Origin of the sequence: Pseudomonas brassicacearum, assembly GCF_918698105.1 — a bacterium.
GTDB lineage: Bacteria > Pseudomonadota > Gammaproteobacteria > Pseudomonadales > Pseudomonadaceae > Aquipseudomonas > Aquipseudomonas brassicacearum_F.
This window is the reverse complement of sequence record NZ_CAKKMI010000023.1, coordinates 42104-69073: the sequence shown is the minus strand read 5'-3', so window position 1 is coordinate 69073 and position 26970 is coordinate 42104. Positions and strand designations below refer to the sequence as shown.

The 26970-nt window shown below is 62.9% G+C and carries 23 protein-coding genes and 1 pseudogene; 18 read left to right on the top strand and 6 right to left on the bottom strand.

Translation table 11 applies throughout. The features are described from left to right. The first annotated feature begins 94 nt into the window (after window positions 1-94). Together LQ215_RS11695 and LQ215_RS11690 are read left to right on the top strand one after the other, a co-directional pair. On the top strand, window positions 95-1021 hold the full coding sequence (locus LQ215_RS11695) for a LysR family transcriptional regulator (RefSeq protein ID WP_230149905.1): 927 nt from the start codon (window positions 95-97) through the stop codon (window positions 1019-1021). Window positions 1022-1055: 34 nt separating this feature from the next. Beyond that, complete coding sequence (locus tag LQ215_RS11690) at window positions 1056-1448, top strand: GFA family protein (protein ID WP_230149903.1); 393 nt, start codon at window positions 1056-1058, stop codon at window positions 1446-1448. A 5-nt stretch (window positions 1449-1453) separates the two neighbouring features. Here the strand turns inward: LQ215_RS11690 and LQ215_RS11685 are convergent, their stop codons facing one another. Further along, window positions 1454-2902 carry an aldehyde dehydrogenase family protein gene (locus LQ215_RS11685; RefSeq protein WP_230149901.1) on the bottom strand — a complete coding sequence of 483 codons (1449 nt, stop codon included), beginning with the start codon at window positions 2900-2902 and terminating at the stop codon, window positions 1454-1456. An 863-nt stretch (window positions 2903-3765) separates the two neighbouring features. On the opposite strand from LQ215_RS11685, the gene LQ215_RS11680 reads away from it, so the two are divergent. The 13 genes and pseudogenes from LQ215_RS11680 to LQ215_RS29755 all read left to right on the top strand — a co-directional run. Then, a complete protein-coding gene (locus LQ215_RS11680) occupies window positions 3766-4434 on the top strand; it encodes a haloacid dehalogenase type II (RefSeq protein ID WP_003203206.1) in 669 nt (222 codons plus the stop codon). 36 nt (window positions 4435-4470) lie between these two features. After that, on the top strand, window positions 4471-5745 hold the full coding sequence (locus tag LQ215_RS11675) for an NAD(P)/FAD-dependent oxidoreductase (protein WP_230149899.1): 1275 nt from the start codon (window positions 4471-4473) through the stop codon (window positions 5743-5745). A gap of 85 nt (window positions 5746-5830) precedes the next feature. Continuing rightward, window positions 5831-7474: an ABC transporter substrate-binding protein gene (locus tag LQ215_RS11670; RefSeq protein ID WP_230149896.1), complete on the top strand. Its 1644-nt coding sequence runs from the start codon at window positions 5831-5833 to the stop codon at window positions 7472-7474. A 43-nt stretch (window positions 7475-7517) separates the two neighbouring features. After that, the gene (locus LQ215_RS11665; RefSeq protein ID WP_230149894.1) at window positions 7518-8474 is read left to right on the top strand and encodes an ABC transporter permease; all 957 of its coding nucleotides are present in this window, start codon (window positions 7518-7520) and stop codon (window positions 8472-8474) included. Continuing rightward, window positions 8471-9346: an ABC transporter permease gene (locus tag LQ215_RS11660; RefSeq protein ID WP_230149892.1), complete on the top strand. Its 876-nt coding sequence runs from the start codon at window positions 8471-8473 to the stop codon at window positions 9344-9346. The genes LQ215_RS11665 and LQ215_RS11660 overlap by 4 nt, the downstream gene beginning before the upstream one ends. A gap of 1 nt (window position 9347) precedes the next feature. Then, a complete protein-coding gene (locus LQ215_RS11655; RefSeq protein ID WP_230149890.1) occupies window positions 9348-11192 on the top strand; it encodes an ABC transporter ATP-binding protein in 1845 nt (614 codons plus the stop codon). Further along, complete coding sequence (locus LQ215_RS11650) at window positions 11189-11497, top strand: (2Fe-2S)-binding protein (protein WP_014337750.1); 309 nt, start codon at window positions 11189-11191, stop codon at window positions 11495-11497. The genes LQ215_RS11655 and LQ215_RS11650 overlap by 4 nt, the downstream gene beginning before the upstream one ends. Then, entirely contained in the window at window positions 11479-12870 is a 1392-nt protein-coding gene (locus LQ215_RS11645; RefSeq protein WP_230149883.1) for an NAD(P)/FAD-dependent oxidoreductase, read from the top strand. The genes LQ215_RS11650 and LQ215_RS11645 overlap by 19 nt, the downstream gene beginning before the upstream one ends. After that, a complete protein-coding gene (locus tag LQ215_RS11640) occupies window positions 12867-14021 on the top strand; it encodes an NAD(P)/FAD-dependent oxidoreductase (protein ID WP_230149881.1) in 1155 nt (384 codons plus the stop codon). Before LQ215_RS11645 ends, LQ215_RS11640 begins: the two co-directional genes overlap by 4 nt. Further along, window positions 14018-15175 carry an acetylornithine deacetylase gene (argE, locus tag LQ215_RS11635; protein ID WP_230149879.1) on the top strand — a complete coding sequence of 386 codons (1158 nt, stop codon included), beginning with the start codon at window positions 14018-14020 and terminating at the stop codon, window positions 15173-15175. The genes LQ215_RS11640 and argE overlap by 4 nt, the downstream gene beginning before the upstream one ends. A gap of 262 nt (window positions 15176-15437) precedes the next feature. Then, window positions 15438-16895, top strand: a complete 1458-nt coding sequence (locus LQ215_RS11630) for an NAD-dependent succinate-semialdehyde dehydrogenase (protein ID WP_230149877.1) — start codon at window positions 15438-15440, stop codon at window positions 16893-16895. A 40-nt stretch (window positions 16896-16935) separates the two neighbouring features. Beyond that, the gene (locus LQ215_RS11625) at window positions 16936-18015 is read left to right on the top strand and encodes a tartrate dehydrogenase (RefSeq protein WP_230149875.1); all 1080 of its coding nucleotides are present in this window, start codon (window positions 16936-16938) and stop codon (window positions 18013-18015) included. A gap of 748 nt (window positions 18016-18763) precedes the next feature. Continuing rightward, window positions 18764-19147, top strand: a pseudogene (locus LQ215_RS29755) (hypothetical protein); the annotation flags it as partial. Between the two features lie 81 nt (window positions 19148-19228). Here LQ215_RS29755 and LQ215_RS11620 read toward each other — a convergent pair. The 3 genes from LQ215_RS11620 to LQ215_RS11610 form a co-directional block, all read right to left on the bottom strand. Beyond that, window positions 19229-19936 carry a cupin domain-containing protein gene (locus LQ215_RS11620; protein ID WP_230149873.1) on the bottom strand — a complete coding sequence of 236 codons (708 nt, stop codon included), beginning with the start codon at window positions 19934-19936 and terminating at the stop codon, window positions 19229-19231. Window positions 19937-19978: 42 nt separating this feature from the next. After that, window positions 19979-20836 (bottom strand): GNAT family N-acetyltransferase, encoded by an 858-nt coding sequence (locus tag LQ215_RS11615; protein WP_230149871.1) that lies wholly within the window; start codon window positions 20834-20836, stop codon window positions 19979-19981. Window positions 20837-21062: 226 nt separating this feature from the next. Beyond that, entirely contained in the window at window positions 21063-21989 is a 927-nt protein-coding gene (locus LQ215_RS11610; RefSeq protein WP_230149869.1) for a 2-hydroxyacid dehydrogenase, read from the bottom strand. Window positions 21990-22277: 288 nt separating this feature from the next. Here LQ215_RS11610 and gabT point away from each other — a divergent pair, with 288 nt between their 5' ends. The 3 genes from gabT to LQ215_RS11595 all read left to right on the top strand — a co-directional run bounded on the left by gabT (window position 22278) and on the right by LQ215_RS11595 (window position 24848). Then, the gene (gene gabT / locus LQ215_RS11605) at window positions 22278-23570 is read left to right on the top strand and encodes a 4-aminobutyrate--2-oxoglutarate transaminase (protein ID WP_230149867.1); all 1293 of its coding nucleotides are present in this window, start codon (window positions 22278-22280) and stop codon (window positions 23568-23570) included. 87 nt (window positions 23571-23657) lie between these two features. Then, window positions 23658-24314 carry a 2-haloalkanoic acid dehalogenase gene (locus LQ215_RS11600; protein ID WP_230149865.1) on the top strand — a complete coding sequence of 219 codons (657 nt, stop codon included), beginning with the start codon at window positions 23658-23660 and terminating at the stop codon, window positions 24312-24314. 45 nt (window positions 24315-24359) lie between these two features. Then, window positions 24360-24848 (top strand): Lrp/AsnC family transcriptional regulator, encoded by a 489-nt coding sequence (locus LQ215_RS11595; RefSeq protein ID WP_003203167.1) that lies wholly within the window; start codon window positions 24360-24362, stop codon window positions 24846-24848. A 263-nt stretch (window positions 24849-25111) separates the two neighbouring features. Here the strand turns inward: LQ215_RS11595 and LQ215_RS11590 are convergent, their stop codons facing one another. Both LQ215_RS11590 and LQ215_RS11585 read right to left on the bottom strand, forming a co-directional pair. Next, entirely contained in the window at window positions 25112-26065 is a 954-nt protein-coding gene (locus LQ215_RS11590; protein WP_230149863.1) for an alpha/beta fold hydrolase, read from the bottom strand. A 213-nt stretch (window positions 26066-26278) separates the two neighbouring features. Continuing rightward, window positions 26279-26926 (bottom strand): VOC family protein, encoded by a 648-nt coding sequence (locus LQ215_RS11585; protein WP_230149860.1) that lies wholly within the window; start codon window positions 26924-26926, stop codon window positions 26279-26281. Between the last annotated feature and the right edge of the window lie 44 nt (window positions 26927-26970).

Genomic DNA, 26970 nt, shown 5'->3' with positions numbered 1-26970 from the left:
CCACTCTAGGGGCTTGTGTCCGGACGATAAACGAGCAACCTTGGCGATCACTGTTTGTAGAATCCAAACAATCGGATCGACACCCGAGGCAAAAATGGATCGTTTTGATGCGATGCAAGCGTTCGTTCGAGTCGTGGAGGCGGGCAGCTTCACCAAGGCGGCTGAAACCCTGCACATGAGCAAGACCACTGTGACCCAACTGGTGCAGCAGCTCGAAGCACGGTTGCGGGTCAAGTTGCTCAACCGCACCACGCGCAAGGTCAACGTCACCGCCGACGGTGCGGTTTATTACGAGCGGGTGATCCGGCTGCTGGCCGACATGGACGATGCCGAGACCAGCGTGTCCGGCGCCCAGGCATTACCTCGCGGGCGCCTGCGGGTGGACGTGCCGAGTCCACTGGCCGCGATGATCCTGATACCGGCCTTGCCGACGTTCTACGCGCGATACCCGGACATCCAGATCGACATGGGCGTCAGCGATCGCATCGTCGACATGCTCGATGAAAACGTCGATTGCGTGGTGCGCGGCGGGGAGTTGAGGGATCAGTCGCTGGTCGCCCGGCGCGTCGGCGACCTGGCCCTCGGCGTCTTCGCCGCGCCGAGTTACCTGGCTCGGTTTGGCCTGCCGGCGCATCCACGAGAACTGGAAGATTCGCACCACCGCACCGTGGGTTTCCTATGGGCACGCACCGGCAAATCCTTGCCTTACGCCATGCGCCGTGACGGTGAGCTGCTTCACGTCAAAGGGCGCTACGCGCTGGCCATCGACGACGGCAACGCCTACCTCGCGGCGGGTCTGGCGGGGTTGGGCGTGCTTTGGCTGCCCAAGTACATGTCCAGGCTGCATGAGGCGCAGGGCGGGTTGGTGCCGCTGTTCGAAGACTGGCACCTCGAGCCGATGCCGCTGTATCTGGCCTATCCCCCGAACCGGCACATCAGCGCCAAGCTGCGGGTGTTCATCGATTGGGTTGTGGAGCTGATGGCGCAACATGCGCCTATCATGAGTCGACAGGTATCGTGAAACCCGACTGCCCCGTTTGTAGAGGAGACCCACCATGGACCGATTCACTGGCGGTTGCCTGTGCGGCAACGTTCGTATCCAAGCCTCGGGCCGTCCGTATCGCGTTGGCCTCTGTCACTGCCTCGACTGTCGCAAGCATCACGGCGCGCTCTTCTACGCTGCCGCTGTGTTTCCACAGGATGCCGTGACGATCGAAGGTGAAACACGGGATTACGCCGGACGCTTTTTCTGTCCCCGCTGCGGCTCGTCGCTGTTCGCCCGCTCGGGTGACGAAATAGAAGTGCACCTGGGGACGCTGGACGCCCCCGATCAGCTGATGCCCACCTACGAAAGCTGGACCGTGCGCCGTGAGGCCTGGCTGCCGGCGTTTGCGTTCACCCGGCACTACGCACATGATCGCGAGGGGACGGGGCGGGCCGAAGAGTAGGGCGGTCACTCAAACCCCACAATCGCCTTGATCTCCAGATACTCCTCAAACCCGTGAACCCCATACTCACGGCCATTGCCTGAGCGCTTGTAGCCACCGAAGGGTGCCATCGGGTTCCACGCCGGGTAGTTCAACAGCACTTGCCCTGAGCGGATACGCGATGCAACGGCGCGGGCAAGATCAAGGTCCTGGCCCTGGACATGCGCGCCCAGCCCATAGACGGTGTCGTTGGCAATGGCGATGGCTTCATCCACCGTGTCATAGGCAATGATGCACAGCACCGGGCCGAAAATTTCTTCCTGGGCGATGCGCATGGCACTGTCGACCTGCGAGAAAACCGTGGGGCGGGTGTAGAAGCCTTGTTCAAAACCCTCCGGGCGCCCAGGGCCACCGCAGACAAGCTTGGCACCTTCATTCATGCCCACTTCGATCATGGCTTGCACGCGATTGAACTGGGCCTCGTTGGCGATGGGACCGAGTACGGTTTCTTCCAATTGCGGATTGCCCACGATGATCGCGTTGGCGGTGGCGGCGGCCAACGCCTCGACTTCCGCCAGGCGGTTCCTTGGCACGATCATTCGGGTCGGTGCGCTGCACGATTGGCCGACGTTGCGAAATGCCGACATCACGCCCGGCGGCACGGCCTTGGCGAAGTCGGCGTCGGGCAACAGCACGTTCGGGGACTTGCCGCCCAATTCTTGGGTCACGCGCTTGACCGTCGGGGCGGCGGCCTGGGCCACCAATGCGCCGGCGCGGTTCGAGCCGGTGATGGAGATCAGGTCGATGTCGGGATGCGCCGCCATGGCCGCGCCGACCTCGGCACCGCTGCCGTTCACCAGGTTGAAGACGCCGGCAGGCAGGCCTGCGTCATGCACCAATTGGGCGAAGAGAAGGGCGCTCAGGGGCGACAGTTCGCTGGGTTTCAACACCACCGTGCAACCGGCGGCAATCGCCGGGGCGACTTTGGCGGTGATTTGATACAGCGGCCAGTTCCACGGCGTGATGAGACCGCAGACACCGATGGGTTCGCGTTGGATGGCCGTGCCATGCTCGATCTTCTGAAAGTTATAGGTGGACAGCACATCGCGGGCCACCCGAACGTGCTCGGCAGCCAGCGGCACTTGCATGGCCCGTGCGAAGCCGATGGCCGCGCCCATTTCCAGCGAAAGCACCTGGGCCAGTTCTTCTTTGCGTTCAAGGATCAGCGCATGGATCTTTCCCAGGATCGCCACGCGCGCTTGTACCGACGTGGCGGACCAGTTGGGAAATGCTGCGCGAGCCGCCGCGACGGCGCGGTCAACGTCTTCGCCGGACCCTCGGGCGACCTCGGCAATGACTTGCTCGGTAGCGGGATTGATCACCGGCAGCGTGGCCGGGTAAGCCGGAGACTGCCAGTCACCATTGATATAGAACTGCTGGGACGTAGGTGGGGTGTTCGAAAAGGGGGTGGTCATCCAACGGGCTCCCATAGAGCGGTGATAGCACTGCCGGCGACAGATCCTGAGGCCGTTTTTCTTCTCGATAAACTAACAAAGCGGCCCGGATGGGATATGCCGTTCTCAAGCCTGGCAAAGAAGAATCTGCTGTATCTGCAGGGTTAACTTCGCGAAAAAAATGGCGGCGCCCCGTTTAGGGCACGAAGCCAGTGGATCGGCGGCGTTTCTTGAACCTATGCCCACCACCACCCCCCTGTGGGAGCGAGCTTGCTCGCGATGACGGCGGTCCATTCACCACACCTGCAAGCAGGCCCACCGCTATCGCGAGCAAGCTCGCTCCCACAATAGATCGGCGGCGTTCCTTTGATCCTGTGCCCACCATCAACCCCCTGTGGGAGCGAGCTTGCTCGCGAAGACGCCAGCCCATTCACCACACCTGCAAGCAGACCCACCGCCATCGCGAGCAAGCTCGCTCCCACAATGGATCGGCGGCGTTCCTTTGATCCTGTGTCCACCACCATCCCCCTGTGGGAGCGAGCTTGCTCGCGATGACGGCAGCCCATTCACCAGGGATGCTGAAGCTGCTGCACCTAGCGTAGATTCTGCCGCGGACCAGGCCCTGCAGAGCCGTTTGGCGCACCATAACGGCTCCCAAACCCACAGAAACACGGGCGCAACGCCCACGCCTGGAGCATCCCGCAAAGTCTGCTGAGCGAGCCCTGCAAAACGGTGGTTTGTACCAAGCGGCCGGTATTTTTAACGATTTATCCACGGTCTCATGGTGTTGTAATGAAAACGTGATGCAGCGTTGCACCGATGCCTCACGAAAGGCGCCATCGTTCGCCTCGTCGAGCCTTCAACAACAATCCAGGACCGCACTCATGAGCTTTCTTCGACCCAAGTACATCACCTTCGACTGCTACGGCACGTTGACCAATTTCCAGATGGGCACCATGACCCGCGAGCTGTTCGCCGACCGTGTCGATGCCGGGCAGATGGACCAGTTCGTCAAGGATTTCTCCGCTTATCGCCTGGATCAGGTGATGGGGGACTGGCGGCCCTATGATGAAATCATCAAGACCTCCCTGATGCGGGTCTGCAAGCGTTGGGGCGTCGAATATCGCGGCGAAGGCCAGCTCTATTACGACGCCGTGCCAACCTGGGGCCCCCACGCCGATGTACCGGCGGGCCTGTCGAAAATCGCCGACAAGATCCCCCTGGTGATTTTTTCCAACGCGATGGACGAGCAGATCATGTCCAACGTCGACAAACTCGGCGCACCGTTCCATAAAGTCTTCACGGCCCAGCAGGCCCAGGCCTACAAACCGCGCCTGGCCGCGTTCGAATTCATGCTCGATAACCTTGGCTGCGGCCCGGAAGACGTCCTGCATGTGTCGTCGAGCTTCCGCTACGACCTGATGTCGGCCCATGACATGAAGATCAAGCACAAAGCCTTCGTCGCCCGCGGTCATGAACATCCGGCCAATGCTGCCTTTGGCTACCACCAGATCCCGGACATCGGCGGGTTGCCCGCGCTGGTCGGGCTCTGAGTCTCGACGCACGTTTGAAGGCGAAAGGGGTTAGACATGGGCAGTGAGTCCTATTGGCTCGACACCGCACCGGCGTTCACCGGTGCTCAGCTCGGCGGATTGCCCGGGCAGGTCGACGTCGCCATCGTCGGTGGCGGCTTCACCGGCCTGGCGGCGGCGCGGGCCCTGGCCTTGAAGGGGGCCAGCGTGGCGGTCCTGGAAGCGGGCAGGGTGATTGGCGAGGCGTCAGGGCGCAACGGCGGGCATTGCAGTACCGGCGTGGCCCAGGATTACGCGGCACTCACCGCCAGCCTCGGCGCCGACAAGGCTCGGGCGTATTACCAAGCCTATGAAAGCGCCGTGCAGAGCGTCGTGACGCTGGTGGAGCAAGAGCAGATTGCTTGCGACCTCAAGCGCAACGGCAAGCTCAAGCTGGCGGCCAAGCCGATGCACTACGAAGGGTTGGCGCGCACCTGTGAATTGATCCGCAAGGAAGTCGATGCCGAGGTCGAGTTGCTCTCGGCCCAGGAGACGCGGGCGGAAGTCAATTCGGCGCAGTTTCACGGCGGCCTGTTGCAGCGCAATGGCGTGCAGATGCATGTCGGGCGTTTCGGCGTCGGCCTGGCCGAAGCGGCTGCCCGTCACGGTGCGTTGATCTTCCAGGGCGTGGCGGTGCAAGACTGGAAGGCCAGTGCTGGTGGCTATCGAGTCAATACCAGCAAAGGGGCGCTGCAAGCCTCGCAGATCCTGCTGGCGACCGGTACCTGTCAGCAGGGCGGCCTGGGCTGGTATCGGCGGCGGATCGTGCCGGTGGGCAGTTTCGTCGTCGCTACCGAAGTCCTGCCCCAGGCGCTGATCGACAGCTTGCTGCCGGCCCGGCGCTCCTATGTCACCAGCCGCATGATCGGTAACTACTTTCGCCTGACCCCGGACAACCGTTTGCTGTTTGGCGGTCGTGCGCGGTTTGCCATGTCCGACAGCGTGTCCGACGCCAAGAGCGGCAAGGTGCTGCAAGCGGCGATGGTGCAGATGTTCCCGCAATTGGCGAACACCCGGATCGACTATTGCTGGGGCGGCCTGGTGGACATGACCTCCGACCGACTGCCCCGGGCCGGCCAGCATGGCGGGGTTTATCACTCCATGGGCTACAGCGGCCACGGTGTACAGATGTCGGTGCACATGGGGCAGGTGATGGCCGAGGTCATGGCCGGCAAGGTCGAGGCCAACCCTTGGCGCGAACTGGACTGGCCGGCCATCCCCGGGCACTTCGGCAAGCCTTGGTTTTTGCCGCTGGTCGGCGCGTATTACCGCTTGCAGGACTACCTGCACTGAGCTTCACCGCGTTGTTTGGCGTTTCAACCACGTTGCGTTAATGCACGTAATCGAGCCCTATCATTTTCCGAAAGGTAGAACTGACATGAGTGACAATAAAAACGGCATCAAAGACCAGTTGATCACCGGTACAGAAAGTCTGCGTGTTTTCGAAGGGCTCAACCGCGGCATGTCGCGCCGCCATGCATTGCAAATGCTCGGGCTGGCGGGTGTGGCCGCGGCGGGTGCCGGCAGCCTGTTCGGCGCCGCCGGCAAGCTGCTGGCCGACGAGCAGGCAACCCCCGGCAAAGGCAAGCCCGGCGGGCGTATCCGGGTCGCCGGTATCTCCAGTTCGACCGCCGATACCCTGGACCCGGCCAAAGGCTCATCGTCCACGGACTACGTGCGTCATTACATGTTCTACAACGGCCTGACGCGTTTCGACAACCACATGGTGCCGCAACTGGAACTGGCCGAACGCATCGACACCACCGACGCCACGCTTTGGGTGATTACCCTGCGCAAGGAAGTGACCTTCCACAACGGCAAGGGCCTCACCGCCGCCGACGTGGTGTTTTCCCTGATGCGTCACAAGGACCCGATCACCGGTTCCAAGGTCTTGCCGCTGGCTGAGCAGTTTGCCGAGGTCAAGGCCACCGGCACCCATGAAGTGCAGATACGCCTGAGCGGCCCGAATGCCGAGCTGCCATCGATCCTTGCCATTTCCCACCTGTTGATCGTCCCGGAGGGCACCAGCGACTTCAACCAGGGCATCGGCACCGGTCCGTTCAAGGTCAAGGAATTCAAGCCAGGGGTGCGTTCCATCGGTGCGCGCAACACCAACTACTGGAAGCCTGGCCTGCCGTACCTGGACGAAATCGAATTCATCGGCATCGCCGACGAGCCATCGCGGGTCAACGCGTTGCTGTCGGGCGACGTGCAGATCATCAACGAGGTCAACCCGCGCTCGACCACGCGCATCAAGGACAGCACCACCCATCGCGTGGTGGATTCGCCGTCGGGTAACTACACCGACCTGATCATTCGCCAGGACCAGATGCCCGGCCAGAGCCCGGAGTTCACCGAGGCGATGAAGCTGTTGCTGGACCGCGAACAGGTCAAGTCGGCGATCTTCCGTGGTTTCGCCAGGGTCGGCAACGACCACCCGATCGCGCCCGGCGCCCGTTTCTACAACGCCGACCTGCCGCAACGGACCTACGATCCGGAGAAGGCCCGTTTCCTGCTGAAGAAGGCCGGCATGGAAAGCATCAGCATGCCGGTGATGTGCTCGCCAGCCGCCACCGGTTCGGTCGACGTTGCCGTGCTGCTGCAGCAATCGGCCAAGGAGGCCGGGCTCAAGCTCAACGTCAATCGGTTGCCGAGCGACGGCTACTGGTCCAACCACTGGGCCAAGCACCCGCTGAGCTTCGGCAACATCAACCCGCGGCCTAACGCCGACATGTTGTTCTCGCAGTTCTTCCAGTCCACGGCGCCGTGGAACGAATCCGGCTGGAAAAACCCGCAGTTCGACCAGTTGCTGGTGCAGGCTCGCGGTGAAACCGATGAAGCCAAGCGCGGCAAGATGTACGCCGACATGCAGACCCTGGTGCATGACCACAGCGGCATCGGCATCCCGGTGTTCATCAGCAACATCGACGGCGTCGACCAGCGCGTCAAAGGTTATGGCACCAACCCGCTGGGCGGTTTCATGGGCTATATGTTCGCCGAGCAAGTCTGGCTTGAGGCTTGATGCGTGTTGTCTGGCGGCGTGACATGGCACAAGGGGTAGGGCGATGAATAGCAACACACTTTGGTTGATCGGCCGGCGCCTGGGCGCTGCGGTCGTGACCCTGTTGATCGTATCGATGGTGGTGTTCGCCATTACGGCGGTGTTGCCGGGAGACGCGGCGCAACAGTCCCTTGGACAGTTCGCCACGCCTGAGCAAGTGGCGGCGCTACGGGTGAAGATGGGCCTGGACCAACCGGGTGTGTTGCGCTACCTGCACTGGTTGATGAGCCTGCTCAGCGGTGACATGGGCGTGTCGATCTCCAACGCCACGCCGGTCAGCGAGTTGATGGCCGGCCGGGTCCCCAACACGCTGATGCTGGCGGCGGCCACGGCGTTGGTGTCGGTGCCGGTGGCGTTGGTCCTGGGCATCGGTTCGGCGATGGGGCGAGGGGGGCGCATCGACGGCTTCCTGAGCTTCTTCACCCTGACGATGGTGGCGGTGCCGGAGTTCCTGGTCGCCACCCTGGCGGTGCTGATTTTTGCGGTGAACCTGGGCTGGCTTTCGGCGCTGTCCTATTCCAGCGAGATCACTTCGCCGCTGCAATTCATGCGCACCTATGCCTTGCCGGTGATGACCCTGTGCTGCGTCATCGTCGCGCAAATGGCGCGCATGACCCGGGCGGCGGTGATCGATCAACTCGACAGCGCCTACGTGGAAATGGCCCGTCTCAAAGGCGTGAGCCCGGTGCGGGTGGTGCTGCGCCATGCGTTGCCCAATGCCATCGGGCCGATCGCCAATGCCATCGCCCTGAGCCTGTCCTACCTGCTGGGTGGGGTGGTGATCGTCGAGACGATTTTCAACTATCCCGGCATCGCCAGCTTGATGGTCGATGCCGTGACCAACCGCGACATGGCGTTGGTCCAGGCCTGCACCATGCTGTTTTGTACGGCGTACCTGGCGTTGGTGCTGGTGGCTGACCTGTGCGCGATCCTGTCCAATCCGAGGCTGAGAAACCAATGAACAATCTCATTGTGAAATCCCCGCCTGCGGCACCCGAACTGGCCTTGGGCAAGGTGTCGCGCAAAACCCCCTGGCTCGGCCTGATCGGCGCCGCGATGTGTGTGATCTGGTTGCTGGTGGCTATCTTCGGGCCATGGCTGGCGCCGCACCCGGTGGGGGAAGTGGTTTCCGACAACGTCTTTGACAACCTCAGCGCCACGTATCCGCTGGGCACCGATTATCTGGGCCGTGACATGCTCAGCCGCATTCTCGTAGGCGCGCGCTTCACGGTGGGCCTGGCGTTGGTGGCGGCGGTGCTCGCCAGTGGGCTGGGCACCAGTTGTGCGCTGCTCTCGGTGGTTTCGCCGAAGTGGCTGGACGAGCTGATCAGCCGCCTGATGGACGCCTTCATTTCGATCCCGAGCAAGATGCTCGCGCTGATCATGGTCTCGGCGTTCGGCTCGTCGGTGACCCTGCTGATTTGCACGGCGGTGCTCAGCTTCATGCCGGGGGCGTTTCGTATCGCCCGCAGCATGGCGGTGAACATCGAGGCCCTGGAATACGTGCAAGTGGCCCGCACCCGTGGCGAACGCCGGCTGTACATCGCTTGTGTGGAAATCCTGCCGAACATGCTCAACCCGGTGCTGACCGACCTGGGCCTGCGTTTCGGCTTCATCGTCCTGCTGCTCAGCGGCATGAGCTTCCTCGGCCTGGGCGTGCAACCGCCGGATGCCGACCTGGGTTCGCTGGTGCGGGAAAACATCGGCGGCCTCAACCAGGGCGCGCCGGCCATTGTGATTCCGGCGCTGGCCATTGGCACCCTGACCATCGGCGTCAATCTGTTTATCGACCGCTTGTCTTCGCGGCGCAACCGACGTACGGGAGGCCATTGATATGAGCCAATTGATCCGAGTCGAGAACCTGCGCGTGGTCGCCTGTGGCGAGCGCAACGAGGTGGAGATCGTCAAGGGCGTGAGTTTCTCCCTGGAGAAAGGTGAAGTGCTGGCGCTGATCGGCGAGTCCGGTTCGGGCAAGACCACCATCGCCCTGGCGCTGCTCGGTTATGCCCGGCGCGGTTGTCGCCTGGCCGGTGGCGTGGTGCAGATTGGCGAGCACGACATGCTCGCCTTGAGTGAGCGCGAGCTGCAAGGCCTGCGCGGCAACCGGGTGTCGTACATCGCCCAAAGCGCGGCGGCGGCGTTCAACCCGGCCAAGCAACTCATCGACCAAGTGGTGGAAGGCGCGTTGATCCATGGCCTGGGCAGCCGGGCCGTGCTCGAAGCCAAGGCCATCGAACTGTTCCGCGACCTGGCGCTGCCCAACCCCGAATGCATCGGTCAGCGTTATCCCCATCAAGTGTCCGGCGGGCAACTGCAGCGGGTGATGGCGGCCATGGCGCTGATCAGCGATCCGCTGCTGGTGGTGCTCGATGAGCCGACCACGGCCCTCGATGTGACGACCCAGATCGACGTGCTGCGCGCCTTCAAGCGGGTGGTGCGCGAACGTGGCGCGACGGCGGTCTACGTGTCCCACGACCTGGCCGTCGTGGCGCAGATGGCTGACCAGATCGTGGTGCTCAACGGCGGGCAGATTTTTGAGCAGAGCGCCACCGCGCCGCTGCTCAAGGGCCCGGCTCATGCCTACACCCGCAGCCTGCTGGCGGCGGCACGGCCAGACACGACGATTCGTCCGCCATGCGGCGTGGCCGAAGACACGCCGCTGCTGACCATCAAGGGCCTGACCGCCGGCTACGGCAACAAGAACCAGCACGGCATGCCGGCGATCCGGGTGCTCGAAGACATCGACCTGACCGTGCGCAGGGGCCAGGCCATCGGTGTGATCGGTGAATCAGGTTCGGGGAAGTCGACCCTGGCGCGGGTGGTGGCCGGGTTGTTGACCCCGGCCCTGGGCGGGTTGACGTTTGACGGTCAGCCCTTGGGTGGCAGCCTGTCCGAGCGTACGGACGAACAGTTCCGCCGCATTCAAATGGTGTTCCAGAACGCCGACACCGCGCTCAACCCGATGCACAGCATCAGCACCATCCTGAGCCGGCCGTTGAAGATGTATTTCGGCCTCAAGGGCGCGGCGCTGCGCGAGCGTATCGGCGAATTGCTCGACCTGGTGCGTTTGCCACGGGACATGGCCGAGCGCCGCCCGAGCGAACTCTCCGGCGGACAGAAACAGCGGGTCAACCTGGCCCGGGCGCTGGCGGCCAAGCCGGACCTGATTTTGTGCGATGAAGTGACCTCGGCCCTCGACACCGTGGTCGGCGCGGCGATCCTCGAACTGCTGCGCGACCTGCGCCAGCAACTGGGGGTGTCCTACCTGTTCATCAGCCACGACATCTCCACGGTGCGAGCGCTGTGCGACGACATCGTGGTGATGTACAGCGGCCACAAGATTCAAGAGGGCAGCCGGCAATCGTTTGCCCAGGCGCCGTTCCATCCCTACACCGACCTGTTGATCCATTCGGTGCCGGAGTTGCGCCAGGGCTGGCTGGAAAGTTGTGGCGCCACCACCTGCGGCACACTACCGGCGTTGGGCGCGCGCGCCGAGGTGCCGGAGCTGTGCACCTTCCTCAATCGCTGCCCGGTGCGGGTCGACGGCCTGTGCAACCACACCGCGCCGCCCCGGCGGATCATCGACGGCGGCAGCGAGGTGCTCTGTCATCACGACAGTGCCGAGCTGCTCAAGCACCAACAGGATTCAAACAGCATGATCGTGGGAGCCTACGCATGAGCGCGCGTTTCGTGAGGTTGGCCGAACAGGGCCGGCCCGTCGTCAAATTGAAAGTGGATGGCGTCCCGGTCGAGGCGTTGCAGGGCGACACGCTGATGGTCGCGTTGCTGACCCATGGCCCGGCGTTGCGCCAGTCGGAATTCGATCCGGGCAGCCGGGCCGGTTTCTGCCTGATGGGCGCCTGCCAGGATTGCTGGGTCTGGACCCGCAGCGGCGAGCGCCTGCGGGCCTGCTCCAATGAAGTACGCGAAGGGCTGGACATCATCACGCAACAACCGGAGGCGATATGGCCACTGCGCGGCTGAACACGCATCGAGTCGTCATTGTCGGCGCCGGGCCGGCCGGCATCCGTTGTGCCCAGACCCTGGTCGCGGCGGGCTTCAAGCCGATCCTGCTCGACGAAAACCGTCGCGATGGCGGGCAGATCTACCGGCGCCAGCCCGAAGGGTTCACCCGCGACTACGCCACGCTGTACGGCACCGAGGCGGACAAGGCCCGTGACCTGCACGAAAGCTTCGACCGCTTGCGCCCGCAGATCGACTACCGCCCGGACACCCTGGTGTGGAACCTGACGCCGGGGCAACTGTGCTGCGTCAGCCAGGGCCAGCACACGACGGTGGATTACGACGCGCTGATCCTCTGCACCGGCGCCACCGACCGCCTGATGCCCATCGAGGGCTGGCAACTGGGCGGCACCTACAGCCTCGGCGGCGCGCAGATTGCGCTCAAGGCCCAGGCGGTTTCCATCGGCCACCGCGTGGTGTTCATGGGCAGCGGACCGTTGCTGTATCTGGTCGCCAGCCAATACCTCAAGGCCGGTGCCAACGTCGCAGCGGTGCTCGATACATCGCCGCTGGGCCAGCGGATCAAAGCCTTGCCCAAGCTCATGGCGCGCCCGGGTTTGCTGTTCACCGGCATGAAACTGTTGGCGCAGTTGTATCGGGCGAAGATTGCCGTGCACTTGGGCATTTCGCCGCTGCAAATTCTGGGCGAGGCGACCACCGGCGTCAGCGGCGTGCGGGTCCGCACCGCCAGCGGGGAAACCTTGACGGTAGCGTGCGACGCGGTGGCGCTGGGTTATCACTTGCGCCCGGAAACCCAACTGGCCGACCTGGCGGGTTGTCGGCTGCGCTTTGACGAGGCCTCCAGCCAATGGCTGCTGGACACGGACGAAGAGGGGCGGACCTCGGTCAGCGGTGTCTACGCCGCCGGTGATGGCTCGAAGATTCGTGGCGCCGATGCCGCCGAGCATGCCGGGCGCCTGGTTGCCTTGGCGTTGCTCGGCGATTTGCAGCAGCCGGTAGACGCCGCACAAGTCGCTGAGCAGCGCCAGGCGCTCAAGGTAATGGACGCGTTTCGCCTCGGCCTGGCCCAGGCGTTTCCCTGGCCTGCGGCACAAGCCAAGGCCTTGCCGGACGAAGCCATCGTCTGCCGCTGCGAGATGATCAGCGCCGGCGAACTGCGCCGCACGGTCAGCGAAAAGGGCGCCTGTGAAGTCAACCGGGCCAAGGCGTTCAGCCGGGTCGGCATGGGCCGCTGCCAGGGGCGTTATTGCTCCCAGGCCGGGGCCGAAGTGATTGCGGCAGCAGCGGGTGTCCAGGTGCAGGAGGTGGGGCGCCAGCGCGGTCAGGCCCCCGTGAAACCACTTTCGATGCTCACTCGGGAGGTGACGCCATGACGGTCAATAAAGCCGATGTGGTGATTGTCGGCGGCGGCCTGATGGGCTCGGCGGCGGCGTTTTTTCTGCGCCAACGGGGGCAGTCGGTGATCCTGCTGGAGCGTGACCAGATCGGCCAGTACGCCAGCGGCGTCAACTTCGGCAACGTGCGGCGCCAGGGGCGTTTTCTTGGGCAACTGGAACTGGCGAACCGCTCCTGGGCGCTGTGGAAGCGTCTGCCGGAGCTGATCGACGACGACCTGGAGTTCATCGCCAGCGGGCACATGCGCGTGTGTTATCGCGAGGATGAAATACCCGAGCTTGAGGCTTACGCAGCGGCGCCGGAAGCGGCGCAACTGGACTTGAAGATTTATCGCGGCAGCGAGCTGCATGCGCGTTTTCCGTTTCTCGGCAAGGACGTCAAGGGCGGCTCCTATGCGCCTCACGACGGTCATGCCAATCCGCGTCTGGCGGCCCCGGCGTTTGCCCGGGCGGCGCGGCGGCTCGGGGCACGCATCGAGGAACGCACCGAGGTGGCCGAGGTGCAGAAGGTCGGTGACGGGTTCAGCATCAGCACCACCGATGGCCGCCAGTTCAGCGCCGCGCAGCTGTTGATTACCGCGGGCGCCTGGGGCCAGAAGCTCTCGGCGCAGTTCGGCGAGCCAGTGCCGCTGGAGACTAACGGCCCGCAAATGGCCGTCACCGAACCGGTGCCATATGCCTTGCCGACGGTGATCGGCGTGTACACCAAGATTCCTGAAGAAGTGATCTATTTCCGCCAGATTCCCCGAGGCAATATCGTCATCGGCGGCGGCTATCGCAGCAAGCCGGACATGCTCAACCGCCGGGCCTATGTCGAGCCGCGCAGCATCCTCAATCAATTGGACCAGATGCGTCGCCTGCTGCCGGGTGTCGGCAATCTCAACATCATCCGCGTGTGGAGCGGCATCGAAGGCTACCTGCCCGATTCCCTGCCGGTGATGGGGCCCAGTGGCAACGTCGATGGCTTGTACTATGCGTTCGGCTTCAGCGGCCATGGCTTCCAGCTCGGCCCGGGCGTTGGCGATGTCATGGCTGAACTGATCAGCACCGGCAGTACTCGAACCTTCATCGAGCCGTTCTCCATCCGCCGGTTCGCCTCTTCCGCCGAGCAACGGAGCAAGGCCTCATGAAACCCCGCGTGTTAGCCATTTTCGAACGCCTGCTGGCGTTTGAAACGGTCTCTTGCGAATCGAACCTGGCCCTGATCGAGTACGTGCGCGAGCTGTTGCTGAGCAAGGGCATCGAGTCGCTGATCGTCAAGGATGACAGCGGCAAGAAGGCCAACCTGTTCGCCAGCACCGGCCCCTGTGACTTGCCCGGGGTCCTGCTGTCCGGCCACACCGACGTGGTGCCGGCGGCGGGGCAGGCCTGGACCGTTCCGGCATTCCAGGCGACCGTGCGCGATGGACGGGTGTACGGGCGTGGCAGTTGTGACATGAAAGGTTTCATTGCGCTGGCCATCGACGCCATGCTCGATGCCGCTGACCATTCGCTGAATCGGCCATTGCAACTGGCGCTTTCCCACGACGAAGAGATCGGTTGCGTCGGGGTGCGGCGCTTGCTCGACGTGCTGCACCTGGCGCCGGTGCGACCGTTTCTGTGCGTGATCGGCGAGCCGACCAACATGCAGTTCGTGCTCGGCCACAAGGGCAAGGGTTCCTATCGCACCTACTGTCGCGGCCTGGAAGCGCACTCATCGCTGGCACCGCGCTCGGTCAATGCGATTCACGTGGCCTGCGATTTCATCGCGGCGTTGCGCCAGAGCCAGCAGCAATTGCAGGAGCAAGGCGCCCAGGACGCGGATTACGACGTGCCCTACAGCACCGTGCATGTCGGGCAGATTGTCGGCGGCAAGGCCCTGAACATCGTGCCGAACCTGTGCACCTTGGATTTCGAAGTGCGCAACTTGCCGGATGACGATCTGGACCTGTTCCTGGAGCAACTGCGCGAGCGCGCCGAGGTGATCGTGCGCGAGGCGAAAAAGCTCTCCAGCGTCGCGGACATCGAGATCGAAACCCTCAACGTCTATCCGGGCCTCGACACCCATCCGAGCGTCGAAGCCGTGCGCTTCCTGAAAAACTTCGCCACCCCTGACACCGGCACCGCCAAGGTCTCCTTCGGCACCGAGGGCGGCCTGTTCAAGCAGCGCCTGGATGTACCCGTGGTGGTCTGCGGCCCAGGCTCGATCGAACAGGCGCACAAGCCCGATGAGTTCATCGAAATCAGCCAGATGGAGGCGGGGGAGCGGTTTCTGGAAGGGTTGCTCGGTTCCCTGAAAATCTAACCGGCCCCAAGCCACACACAGATCCCCTGTGGGAGCGAGCTTGCTCGCGATAGCGGTGGGTCAGTTGGTGCCAATGTTGACTGTGCCGCCGTCATCGCGAGCAAGCTCGCTCCCACAGGGGGCCAGGCGTGAGTTCAACCACTCGGTAGAGCCTGCTGCCTCACGGCAAATTTCAGCATCCAACACTGCCCAACCCCCGCTTTCAGCATCCTGCCCCGTGGCATCTCCTTAGACTGGAATCACCTCGGAACAGGACGCGACCATGCTCAAGAATCGATTGAAAGACCCCAGCCTGTTGGCAGAACTCGCTTACGTCGACGGTCAGTGGATCGGCGCCGACAACGCCGCCACCCTTGACGTCATTGACCCGGCCGCCGGCCAGGTACTCGCCCGGGTGCCGGCCATGCAAGGCGTGGAAACCCGGCGCGCCATCGAAGCCGCCGAGCGGGCCTGGCCGGCGTGGCGCGCGCGTCCGGCGGCCGAAAGGGCAGCGCTGTTGGAGCGCTGGTATCAAGCCATGATGGACAACCTCGACGACCTCGCGCTGATCATGACCTGTGAACAGGGCAAGCCGTTGAACGAAGCCAAGGGCGAAATCCGCTACGGGGCCGGTTTCGCCAAATGGTTTGCCGAAGAGGCCCGTCGGGTCTATGGCGAAACCATCCCGGCGCCCAGCGGCGACCGACGCCTGCTCACGCTCAAGCAGCCGGTGGGTGTCTGTGCCGCGATCACCCCATGGAATTTCCCCAATGCGATGATCACCCGCAAGTGCGCCCCGGCCTTGGCGGCGGGCTGCCCGGTCATCGTCAAACCCTCGGACCTGACCCCTTTGTCAGCCTTGGCCCTGGCGGTGCTGGCCGAGCGGGTCGGGATTCCGGCCGGGGTGTTCAATGTCGTGACGGGTATGCCGGCCGGTATCGGCGAAGAACTGACCGGCAACCCGACGGTGCGCAAGATTTCCTTTACCGGTTCTACGGCGGTCGGGCGCTTGCTGATGCGCCAGAGCGCCGAGCACATCAAGCGCTTGAGCCTGGAACTGGGCGGCAATGCGCCGTTCATCGTGTTTGACGATGCAGACCTGGAGCAAGCCGTCGCCGGCATCATGCTCAGCAAATTTCGCAACGCCGGCCAGACCTGCGTCTGCGCCAACCGCATCCTGGTGCAGGACGGCATCTACGAACGCTTCGCCGCGCGCCTGGTGGAGGAGGTGGGCAAGCTCAAGGTCGGCAATGGGCTGGAGGCTGACGTGATGATCGGCCCACTGATCAACCTCGCGGCGGTGAACAAAGTCGCCCGGCACATCGACGATGCATTGAGCCAGGGCGCGCGCCTGCTCTGTGGTGGTGTTCCCGAGGGCGACAGCCAGTTCGTCCAGCCAACGGTACTGGGCGAGGCCCACGCCGGGATGTTGCTGGCCAACGAAGAAACCTTCGGCCCGGTGGCGCCGCTGATGCGCTTTACTACTGAAGAGCAGGCCCTGGCCTTGGCCAATGCCACGCCGTATGGCCTGGGCGCTTATTACTTCACCCAGGACCTGCGCCGCTCATGGCGTTTCGGTGAGGCGCTGGAGTTCGGCATGGTCGGGCTCAACACCGGGATCATTTCCATGGAAGTCGCGCCCTTCGGCGGCATCAAGCAGTCAGGCCTGGGGCGCGAAGGCAGCAAGTACGGCCTGGACGAATACCTTGAAGTCAAAGCCTTCCACATCGGTGGGCTGTGATGCGACCGTCATTTGAACAGACACCAGGGAGCCACGATTGATGAGCAAACCATTTCGAATCGCTGCTATTGCCGGCGATGGCATCGGCAAGGAAGTCCTGCCCGAAGGGCTGCGGGTACTGGAGCAAGCCGCGAAAAAGTGGCAGTTGTCGCTGGACATCGAAGTGCTCGATTGGGCCCATTGCGATTACTACCTGGAGCACGGGCAGATGATGCCCGCCGACTGGTTCGAACAACTCAAGGGCTTCGACGCGATCTACTTCGGCGCCGTGGGTTGGCCGGACAAAGTGCCGGATCATGTGTCCCTGTGGGGCTCGTTGCTCAAGTTCCGCCGCGACTTCGACCAGTACGTGAACATCCGCCCGGTGCGGCTGTTTCCGGGCGTGCCGTGTCCCCTGGCCGGGCGCAAGGCGGGGGACATCGACTTCGTGGTGATCCGTGAAAACACCGAGGGCGAATATTCTTCCATCGGCGGCAAGATGTTCGAAGGCACCGAGCATGAGTTCGTGCTGCAGGAGTCGGTGTTCACCCGCCGAGGCGTCGACCGCATCCTGAAGTTCGCCTTCGACCTGGCCCAGACCCGACCGCGCAAACGCCTGACAGCGGCGACCAAGTCCAACGGCATCTCCATCAGCATGCCGTATTGGGACGAGCGCACGGCATTGATGGCCGAGCAGTACCCGGATGTGAAGTGGGACAAGCAACACATCGACATCCTGTGCGCTCGCTTTGTTTTGCAGCCGGATCGGTTTGATGTGGTGGTGGCGTCGAATCTGTTCGGCGACATCCTCTCCGACCTGGGTCCGGCTTGCGCCGGCACCATCGGCATCGCACCTTCGGCCAACCTCGATCCGGAGCGCCGCTACCCGTCGCTGTTCGAACCGGTGCATGGCTCGGCCCCCGATATCTATGGGCAGAACATTGCCAACCCGATCGCGATGATCTGGTCCGGCGCCTTGATGCTCGATTTCCTGGGTAACGGCGATGAACGCTACCGCGCGGCCCATGATGGGATTCTCAAGGCAATCGAACGGGTGATCGCCGAAGGCCCCATCACCCCCGACCTGGGTGGGCAAGGCTCGACCCAGGACGTTGGCCAGGCCATCGCCGCCATGCTCTGAGGCTTGATCTAACTTGCGACACCTTTTGCCCGCTCACACTGCGGGCTTTTTTTGGCTGATCTGCCACCACCCACCACAACCCCTTGTGGGAGCGAGCCTGCTCGCGAAAGCGGTGGGTCAGCTTGCGATGATGTTGGATGTGCCGCCGCCTTCGCGAGCAGGCTCGCTCCCACACTGGGTTCTCGGTTGGCCGCAGGATTCACAGCCACCACCAATCCCCTGTGGGAGCGAGCTTGCTCGCGATAGCGGTGGGTCAGCTTGTGATGATGTTGGATGTGCCGCCGCCTTCGCGAGCAGGCTCGCTCCCACACTGGGTTCTCGGTTGGCCGCAGACTTCACATCCACCACCAATCCCCTGTGGGAGCGAGCCTGCTCGCGATAGCGGTGGATCAGCTTGTGATGATGTTGGGTGTGCCGCCGCCTTCGCGAGCAAGCCCGCTCCCACACTGGGTTCTCGGTTGGCCGCAGGATTCACAGCCACCACCAATCCCCTGTGGGAGCGAGCCTGCTCGCGATAGCGGTGGGTCAGCTTGTGATGATGTTGGATGTGCCGTCTTCGCGAGCAAGCTCGCTCCCACACTGGGTTCTCGGTTGGCCGCAGGATTCACAGCCACCACCAATCCCCTGTGGGAGCAAAGCTTGCTCGCGAAAGCGGTGGGTCAGCTTGTGATGATGTTGGATGTGCCGCCGCCTTCGCGAGCAGGCTCGCTCCCACATGGGGCCGGGCTGGCCGCAAAATTCACATCCACCACCAATCCCCTGTGGGAGCGAGCCTGCTCGCGAAAGCGGTGGATCAGCTTGAGATGATGTTGGATGTGCCGCCGCCTTCGCGAGCAAGCTCGCTCCCACATTGGGTTCTCGGTTGGCCGCAGACTTCACATCCACCACCGATCCCCTGTGGGAGCGAGCTTGCTCGCGATAGCGGTGGGTCAGCTTGTGATGATGTTGGATGTGCCGTCTTCGCGAGCAAGCTCGCTCCCACACTGGGTTCTCGGTTGGCCGCACGATTCACAGCCACCACCAATCCCCTGTGGGAGCGAGCTTGCTCGCGATAGCGGTGGATCAGCTTGTGATGATGTTGGATGTGCCGCCGCCTTCGCGAGCAGGCTCGCTCCCACATGGGTCCGGGTTGGCCGCAAGATTCACATCCACCCGCAACCCGTTGTGGGAGCAAAGCTTGCTCGCGATAGCGGTAGAACTGCCGTACACCGGATTACTTGACGACGTACACCTTGCGCACATAAACGCTGCTTTTCCAGGCACACGGTGCATTCAGCGGGACGAATACGGTATCGCCGGTGTTGACCGTCAAGTCGCTGCCATCGGCTGCCTGCAAGGTGACGCTGCCTTCGAGCAGGTGCATCAGCTCATGCAGTTTGTGCGGTCGTGACTTGCGGGTGTAGGGCGTCGAGTCCCAGATACCGATGCGCAGGTTGCTCGCTTCTTCGACAAACAGATTGTGCGAGCGACATTGCGGCGGCGGGCTGAGCAGGATCGCCTCATCGGGCGCTGCGGAAGGCGAGAGCAGGGTATGAGCGGGGAGTGCCGTCAGCCCGGGGAGGTTTGCTTCGATACGCTGGGTATCGGCACAGAAGGCCCAGAGCGAGCCAGGTTGCGCCTCGACCTCCAGCGCCGTCCCCCGACCGATCACCGCGCTTTCACCTGGCTTGAGCTGCAGCGTCTGCCCCTGGCTGCGCAGCGTCACTGCGCCGGCATGCACCACGACCGTCTCACTGAAAGGGTATTCATCGACACTGAACAGCCCGTTCGCCCGGACCACGCCGGCAGCCATGCCATCGGCGCCGGCATAGGCGATGAGGCGGTCGAACGGATCCTTGGCGCCCAGTGAACCCGGGGTGAACGGGGTTGAGGCAAGGCTGCCATCGGCGTGTGCCAACAGCACTGCGGTGGGTTCGAGCATGAAGGTGATTCTCCAGGGATGCGTTGAGGAGCGTGTGGGTTTTCAGCCAATGGCCTGGGTCACCGGCGCAAATTGCCGAACCGCACCGGTCGCCTGCGGGGGCGTGCCCCGTGCCATTTGGGCGACGGTGTCGACCTGCTTGAGCCCGGCCTCTTCCAGCCAAGGGGCCAGGCCGCTGTCTAAAGGGATGTCGATGCGAACGAATGCGTCCGGCACTCGAGCCAATAGCACGGCGATCAAGTGCTGGGCCTGCTCCAGGTTCTGGGCGATGACCGGGCCAATGCAGCGGCCACGGCCGAACGGGCGCAGCAGGGCGAAGGCGCACAAGTGACCGTCGCGCTCGATACCCACTGAATGTTCAACGACCTCGAACAGGTCATTGAGCACGGCGGTTCGGTCCAGTCCGCTCCCGGCATTGGCCAGTTTGATCAGCTCGGCGTGATCGGCTTCGCTCAGCTCGCGGCAGCGCTCGCCGGCGGCCAGCTCCAGTGGGACCGGCACCAGCACTTGCCCTTGATGCTGCTGGATATGCCCAAAATCAACGAACCCCTGGCTGGCATACAGCGGGGCACCGGCCAAGGTTGCATTGAGGATGGCGGTTCGCGAGCCGCACGCTTCGATCGCTAGTTCCATCAGCTTGCGACCGATGCCCTGGCCCTGGTACTCATCGTCGACAATCACCAGGCCGATAGTGGCGTAATCCCCCTGGGCGCAGGTGAACGCCGTTCCGATCAAACGGCCCTGGTCTTCCACGACAAACCCCAGGGCGACACGTTGCAGCATCGCCCAGTCTTCCAGGCGATGGGGCCATTTCAACTGCACGGACAAGGCATGGGCCGCCGGTACGTCGGTGGCGGTCATGGCGCGATAGAAATAACTAGGGCGTTGCGAAGTGGACATGGCTGATCACCATAAAATAAGGGACGAAAGCGGATGGCGGTGTGCGCTGAAAGTCTTTGTATCTCACCTGCCACCGGGCCTGGCAAGGGCGGCACATCGATTCGGTATCTTGCGTAAGCAACGGCTCTGCCGGCCACATTTCTTGCTCAAATCAGAGGCTTGGCCAGCAGTAAATACCGGGTTGTTCTTTCGCTGTTCGGATCCGAAGCCAGAGACCATCGAGGGCTCAATAGCTGCGCTCACGATCAACCAGGCCCAGCATCGATTCACCCCGTTGATGCCGGCGGATGTTCTCCAACAACACGCCAAAGGCACTTTCAGGCTGAGTCATCGCCGCGATGTGTGGCGTCAACAGTATCTGTGGATGGTGCCAGAAGGGATGATCCATCGGCGCCGGTTCCTGCTCCAGCACGTCCAGTACCGCGGCGCTGAGTTGGCCGTCGGCAAGGGCTTCAAGCAGGTCCGCTTCCACCAGGTGCCCACCCCGGCCCATGTTGACCAACGCTGCGCCCTTGGGCAGGTGTTGGAACAGCTGGCGGTTGAGGATCCCTCGGGTCTGCTCGGTCAACGGCAGGACGCACAGCACAATGTCGCATTGACCGAGAAAGGCCGGTAGTTGCTCGTCGCCAGCAAAGCACGCCACCCCGTCGATGTGATGCTCGCTGCGGGCCCAACCGGACAAGGCAAAACCAAAGGTCTTCAAGGTGGCGAGTATCTGCCGAGCCTGCAAACCCAGGCCCATGATGCCCACTCGGCGCTGGCCGGCGGGCACCAGGCGGTGCGCTTGCCAGCACCGTTCGGCCTGTTGCTGGCGATAGCGCAACATGTCCCGGTGCAAGCTGAGCACGGCGAAACTGGCGTACTCGCACATGCCCTGGCTGATGCCCGGGTCGAGCAAGCGCACCACCGGCAGCGTCGTCGGCAAGCGACCGAGGTCGAGTTGATCGACGCCGGCTGACAAGGCGAACAGCACCTGCAGATTCGGCAACAGCGTTTCGAGCTCGTCCGGCGCCTGCCAGGCCGCCAGGTACTGGATATCCCGCGGGTCGCCGATGTCTGGCCAGGCACGCCATTCAATGTCCGGCGCGTGTTCGGCGAACAGGCGTCGCCAGTGTTCGCCGCGTACCGGGTCAGCTTTATAGAGCAAGGCCATGGGTCACTTCTCGCCTGGAATCAAGGAGCCCCTAGCATGCCTCAACGCCAGAGCAGGATCTGTCGAAAGGGCCGGCGTAGCAGCATCACGCTGCGTTGCAAGGTGCCTCTTGCGGCAGATTCCATGGGGCTGGAATGCCTCTGGAGGATTCTGCTGTTTGCCGGGGTGTAAACAGTCGATCCGAATTTCTCAACGACCAAGTTCGGCTTAGACAATCGCGTCGAACGCTTAACCTGTGAACACACCGCAGCCGCTTCCTGGGTGCGAGGCTCACGATGGGAAATGCCAATGAACAGTAAAGTCGAAGAAACCCCAAGTTTGCTCCGTCAGCGTGATCAATTCGTGCCACGTGGCCTGGTCACCGCGCACCCGCTGGTGATTGATCGGGCCCAGGGCTCGGAACTATGGGACGTGGACGGCAAGCGCTACCTGGACTTCGTCGGCGGCATCGGTGTGTTGAACATCGGCCACAATCACCCCAAGGTCGTCGCGGCCGTGCAGGCCCAGTTGCAGAAGATCTCCCATGCCTGCTTCCAGGTCGTGGCCTACAAGCCTTACCTGGACCTGGCCCAGCGTTTGTGCGAAATGATCGGCGGCCAGCACGCCTATAAAGCGGCATTTTTCACCTCGGGTGCCGAAGCAGTGGAAAACGCGGTGAAGATCGCCCGGGCCCACACCAACCGCTCGGCCGTGATTGCCTTTCGCGGCGGGTTCCATGGCCGGACCTTGCTCGGCACCACGCTGACCGGCATGAGCCAGCCGTACAAACAGAACTTCGGCCCGTTCGCCCCGGAGGTCTTTCACACGCCGTATCCGAATGCCTATCGCGGCGTCACCAGCGCGATGGCGCTCCAGGCACTGGACGAGCTGCTGGCCACCCAAGTCGCACCTGAGCGGGTCGCGGCCATCATCATCGAGCCGGTGCAGGGCGATGGCGGTTTCCTGTCGGCCCCCGTCGAGTTTTTGCAGGGCCTGCGCGCATTGACGCAAAAGCATGGCATTGTGTTGATTCTCGATGAAATCCAGACCGGTTTCGGTCGCACCGGTAAATGGTTCGGTTTCCAGCACGCCGGTATCCAGCCAGACCTGGTCACGGTCGCCAAGAGCCTCGCCGGTGGCTTGCCGTTGTCGGGTGTGGTCGGCAAGGCCGAGATCATGGATGCTCCACTGCCGGGTGGCCTGGGCGGTACGTACGGCGGTAATGCGCTGTCGTGCGCGGCGGCGCTGGCGGTGATCGAGGCGTACGAGCAAGAACAGCTGCTGGCCCGTGGTGAAGTCCTGGGTCAGCGCCTGCGCCAGGGCCTGCTGCATCTGCAAACCCGTTACCCGCAGATCGGCGACGTGCGCGGCAGCGGTTTCATGCTGGCGATCGAACTGATCAAGCATGACGAGGCGCGCACCCCGGACGCCGACCTGAACCAACGCCTGATCGACGAAGCCCGGGCCGGCGGTTTGCTGGTGATCAAGTGCGGGGTGTACCGCAACGTCTTGCGCTTCCTGGCGCCGCTGGTGACCAGCGAGGCGCAGATCGACGAAGCGTTGCAGATTCTCGATGGCGCCTTGGCGCGCGTGCTGGGCTGATGCCTGCGTTCATGACGTTTGCCCGGGCAAGCGTCAGTGGCGGTTAATGGAGCGTTGATCGATGGGACATCATCGGAGGCTTTACAGATGAGGCTGACTGAATATCGGGCGTTGTTGATCGACTGCGATGAGGTCCTGGTGGATCGGGACTCCGGCGTCTGGACGGCGTTGCAACCGTTGCTGGAAAACCATGGCGAGCCGTTGGACAAAGCGCAGGTGCTCGCCGATTTTGACGAGGTGCTGCAAGCCTTGTACCCGCGTTTCGGAGAATTGGGCTTCAGCGGCTTGCTGTGTTTCGCCCACCGTCAATTGGCCGAGCGCTGGAAGCTCAAAATCAGTTGGGAGGAGGGCATGAGCTTCGCCCGCTCGGCGGCCGGTTGGACACTGTTCGAGGATGCGCCGGGTGCGATGCTCTACCTGCGCAAGTTCTATCGGATGTTGGTGCAGGGGGATCGCGATGCCGAGGACCGGGGCGTGTTGTGCGAGCGCCTGGGTATCGAGCCTGATGATTTTATTTCGCTGGCGAGCGACCCGTTGCAGGATCACGATTGGCTGGCGGCCAATGGCCTGAGCGCCGAGACGATTCTCCAGGTGACCCGTCCCGGCGCCCGCCCACGGTCGGTCGGGGCTGTCTGCCTGATCTGCCGTAACGCCGATATGTCTCCCGTGCCGTGCGCGGCGGACTACTGCATCAACAGCATGGCTGATCTGGTCGCTCAGCATCAGCTGTCCTTACGACGCTGATTTTGTTAGAAGATTGTCTTACAAACGGCAGGCAAGAGGTATGCGATGGAAGGTTTAGCGAAACTGGACCGGATCGACATCAGCATTTTGGTAGAGCTTCAAAAAGATGGCCGCATGACCAACGTCAGCCTGGCCGATGCCGTGGGCTTGTCCGCCAGCCCGTGCCTGCAGCGGGTCAAGCGACTGGAGTCGTTGGGCTACATTTCCAGCTACAAGGCCCATCTGAACCTGGCCAAGATTACCGATTCGGTGACGGTCTTCACCGAAGTCACCCTCAGCGACCACAAGCGTGAGGACTTCGCCAAGTTCGAATCCAACATCCGCCTGGTGGATGAAGTGCTCGAATGCCACCTCATCAGCGGCGGCTACGACTACCTGGTGCGCTTCATGACCCGCAGCATCCAGGACTACCAGGACGTGATGGAAAGCCTGCTGGACAAGAACATCGGCATCTCCAAGTACTTCAGCTACATCGTCATCAAGTCACCGGTGCGCAAGGATGAGATTCCGTTGCGTAAGTTGTTGCGGCATTGAAGCCGAGCCCCATCCAGAAACAACTGTGGGAGCGAGCCTGCTCGCGATGACGGTGTGTCAGAGAGCTGGATGCTGTCTGACACTCCGCCATCGCGAGCAAGCTCGCTCCCACAATTTGAATCTTGGTGTCCGCAAGGCCTGAGTCCACCCCCAACCCCCTGTGGGAGCGAGCTTGCTCGCGAAGGCGTCGGCAGATTCAGCATTGAGTCAGGCTGATCTACCGCAATCGCGAGCAAGCTCGCTCCCACAAGGGATCAGGGCTTTTATTCCTTGAGGAAGGTCAGCAGATCCTGATTGAGCCGATCCTTGTGCGTCTCGGTCAAGCCGTGCGGCGCGCCAGGGTAGACGATCAGTCGAGCGCCCTTGATCAGCGCCGCCGAGGCCCGGCCTGAAGCGTCGATAGGCACGATCTGGTCGTCATCGCCATGGATCACCAGCGTCGGCACGTCGAACTTCTTCAGATCACCGCGGAAGTCGGTCGCCGAGAACGCCGCGATCGAGTCATAGGTATTCTTGCTGCCACCCTGCATGCCCTGCACCCAGAACGACTGGATCAGCCCTTGGGATGGCTTGGCGCCCTTGCGGTTGTAGCCGTAGAACGGGCCCGAGGCGATGTCCAGGTACAGCTGCGAACGGTTCTCCAAGGATGCCTTGCGCAGGCCATCGAACACCTCGATAGGCAAGCCACCAGGGTTGGTGTCTGTCTTGAGCATCAACGGCGGGACAGAGGACACCAGCACGGCTTTCTTCACTCGAGCGGTGCCGTGACGGCCGATGTAGCGAGCCACTTCACCGCCCCCCGTCGAGAAGCCCACCAGGGTGACGTCCTTCAGGTCCAGCGCTTCAATCACTGCCGCCAGGTCATCGGCGTAGTGATCCATGTCGTTGCCTTCCCAAGGCTGGCTGGAGCGACCATGGCCGCGACGGTCATGAGCCACCACGCGATAACCCTTCGAGGCGAGGAACATCATCTGGCCTTCCCAACTGTCGGAGTCCAGCGGCCAGCCATGGCTGAAGGTCACGACCTGACCATCGCGCGGGCCCCAGTCCTTGTAGTACAGCTGGACGCCGTCCTGGGTGGTGATGTAGCTGGCGGACTGGACCACGCTGCCGACAGCAGACGCACTGACAGGGGCCTGGACAGGCGACGCGGCCTCGGCGCTGAGGGTGGCCAATGCCAGGGTGGCGACAGCGAGGGTGCGGTTGAATGTGTTCATCGTTTCTCTCTCGATAAGGTCGGTTTGATCTGCGGCGATCGTCATCGATCGCGTTGGTGGGCAGATTAGAGAGAGCGGCCGAGGACGAGAACGGCACCGGTATCGATAGCAACTATTAGAAAATTCCAATAGCTGCGTTTCGCTTCGGTTGCGAGGTGAATCTTCGTGGCGAGGGAGCTTGCTCCCGCTGGGTGGCGAAGCCGCCCCAAACGGTTACACGTGTAAAAGCGGCAGTGCCTTCAGTCCATTTGGCGTTTGAATATGCGCAACCAGGTAGGGCGCCGAAGGCGCTTGCAGTGCATGAAGATGGACCGGGCCTGAAAAGTTCATGGCCGTCAGGATCGCTTGGATTTTTTCCGGATCCGTATGAAAGACATCCAGTGCCAATAGCGTGCAGCCCTTGTCCTGGAGCATGTCCGCAGGATGAGGTCCAGGCGCCCATTGAATGAGGGTTGGGATTGATCCATCCATGGGAAGGCTTCCATCAGCCGGTACGGTTATTTGCCAATTCAATGTTCCTCTCGTCATGGGTTCGACATCCCCGACAAGGCCAGGGCAGGCATCACGAGCCGCATGGATATCATCGGTGCGTGCCACCCAGGTCGCCAGGCGTGCCGGCGAATGGAGGGCCAATTGATCAAGGCCGAACCAGCGTGCCCGGTCCGGACGTATGGCGGACGGGTCCACGGCAATCACTTCGAGGTAGAGCCCGGGGCCAAGGTGCAGCAGCCTGTTATGGGTGCCCATGCGTGAATGGACGCCGCCCGGTTGAAGGTCGACGCCCAATGCGTCAGTTACGAACGCGCAGCCGGTATCGAGGTCCGTTGCCACGATGACGAGGTGATCAAGGGTGGTTTTCATGTGTTCATCCATCCGTGGGTCGGGAAGTATCTGTCGCCATCAAC

What these genes read in the sequence shown, in the direction of transcription:
- LQ215_RS11600 (WP_230149865.1), top strand. Translation starts at nt 23,658, where the DNA reads ATGAGGCTGACTGAATATCGGGCGTTGTTGATCGACTGCGATGAGGTC.
- LQ215_RS11630 (WP_230149877.1), top strand. Translation starts at nt 15,438, where the DNA reads ATGCTCAAGAATCGATTGAAAGACCCCAGCCTGTTGGCAGAACTCGCT.
- LQ215_RS11595 (WP_003203167.1), top strand. Translation starts at nt 24,360, where the DNA reads ATGGAAGGTTTAGCGAAACTGGACCGGATCGACATCAGCATTTTGGTA.
- gabT (WP_230149867.1), top strand. Translation starts at nt 22,278, where the DNA reads ATGAACAGTAAAGTCGAAGAAACCCCAAGTTTGCTCCGTCAGCGTGAT.
- LQ215_RS11680 (WP_003203206.1), top strand. Translation starts at nt 3,766, where the DNA reads ATGAGCTTTCTTCGACCCAAGTACATCACCTTCGACTGCTACGGCACG.
- LQ215_RS11655 (WP_230149890.1), top strand. Translation starts at nt 9,348, where the DNA reads ATGAGCCAATTGATCCGAGTCGAGAACCTGCGCGTGGTCGCCTGTGGC.
- LQ215_RS11660 (WP_230149892.1), top strand. Translation starts at nt 8,471, where the DNA reads ATGAACAATCTCATTGTGAAATCCCCGCCTGCGGCACCCGAACTGGCC.
- argE (WP_230149879.1), top strand. Translation starts at nt 14,018, where the DNA reads ATGAAACCCCGCGTGTTAGCCATTTTCGAACGCCTGCTGGCGTTTGAA.
- LQ215_RS11620 (WP_230149873.1), bottom strand. Translation starts at nt 19,936, where the DNA reads ATGCTCGAACCCACCGCAGTGCTGTTGGCACACGCCGATGGCAGCCTT.
- LQ215_RS11615 (WP_230149871.1), bottom strand. Translation starts at nt 20,836, where the DNA reads ATGTCCACTTCGCAACGCCCTAGTTATTTCTATCGCGCCATGACCGCC.
- LQ215_RS11695 (WP_230149905.1), top strand. Translation starts at nt 95, where the DNA reads ATGGATCGTTTTGATGCGATGCAAGCGTTCGTTCGAGTCGTGGAGGCG.
- LQ215_RS11690 (WP_230149903.1), top strand. Translation starts at nt 1,056, where the DNA reads ATGGACCGATTCACTGGCGGTTGCCTGTGCGGCAACGTTCGTATCCAA.
- LQ215_RS11650 (WP_014337750.1), top strand. Translation starts at nt 11,189, where the DNA reads ATGAGCGCGCGTTTCGTGAGGTTGGCCGAACAGGGCCGGCCCGTCGTC.
- LQ215_RS11585 (WP_230149860.1), bottom strand. Translation starts at nt 26,926, where the DNA reads ATGAAAACCACCCTTGATCACCTCGTCATCGTGGCAACGGACCTCGAT.
- LQ215_RS11670 (WP_230149896.1), top strand. Translation starts at nt 5,831, where the DNA reads ATGAGTGACAATAAAAACGGCATCAAAGACCAGTTGATCACCGGTACA.
- LQ215_RS11685 (WP_230149901.1), bottom strand. Translation starts at nt 2,902, where the DNA reads ATGACCACCCCCTTTTCGAACACCCCACCTACGTCCCAGCAGTTCTAT.
- LQ215_RS11675 (WP_230149899.1), top strand. Translation starts at nt 4,471, where the DNA reads ATGGGCAGTGAGTCCTATTGGCTCGACACCGCACCGGCGTTCACCGGT.
- LQ215_RS11640 (WP_230149881.1), top strand. Translation starts at nt 12,867, where the DNA reads ATGACGGTCAATAAAGCCGATGTGGTGATTGTCGGCGGCGGCCTGATG.
- LQ215_RS11610 (WP_230149869.1), bottom strand. Translation starts at nt 21,989, where the DNA reads ATGGCCTTGCTCTATAAAGCTGACCCGGTACGCGGCGAACACTGGCGA.
- LQ215_RS11625 (WP_230149875.1), top strand. Translation starts at nt 16,936, where the DNA reads ATGAGCAAACCATTTCGAATCGCTGCTATTGCCGGCGATGGCATCGGC.
- LQ215_RS11590 (WP_230149863.1), bottom strand. Translation starts at nt 26,065, where the DNA reads ATGAACACATTCAACCGCACCCTCGCTGTCGCCACCCTGGCATTGGCC.
- LQ215_RS11665 (WP_230149894.1), top strand. Translation starts at nt 7,518, where the DNA reads ATGAATAGCAACACACTTTGGTTGATCGGCCGGCGCCTGGGCGCTGCG.
- LQ215_RS11645 (WP_230149883.1), top strand. Translation starts at nt 11,479, where the DNA reads ATGGCCACTGCGCGGCTGAACACGCATCGAGTCGTCATTGTCGGCGCC.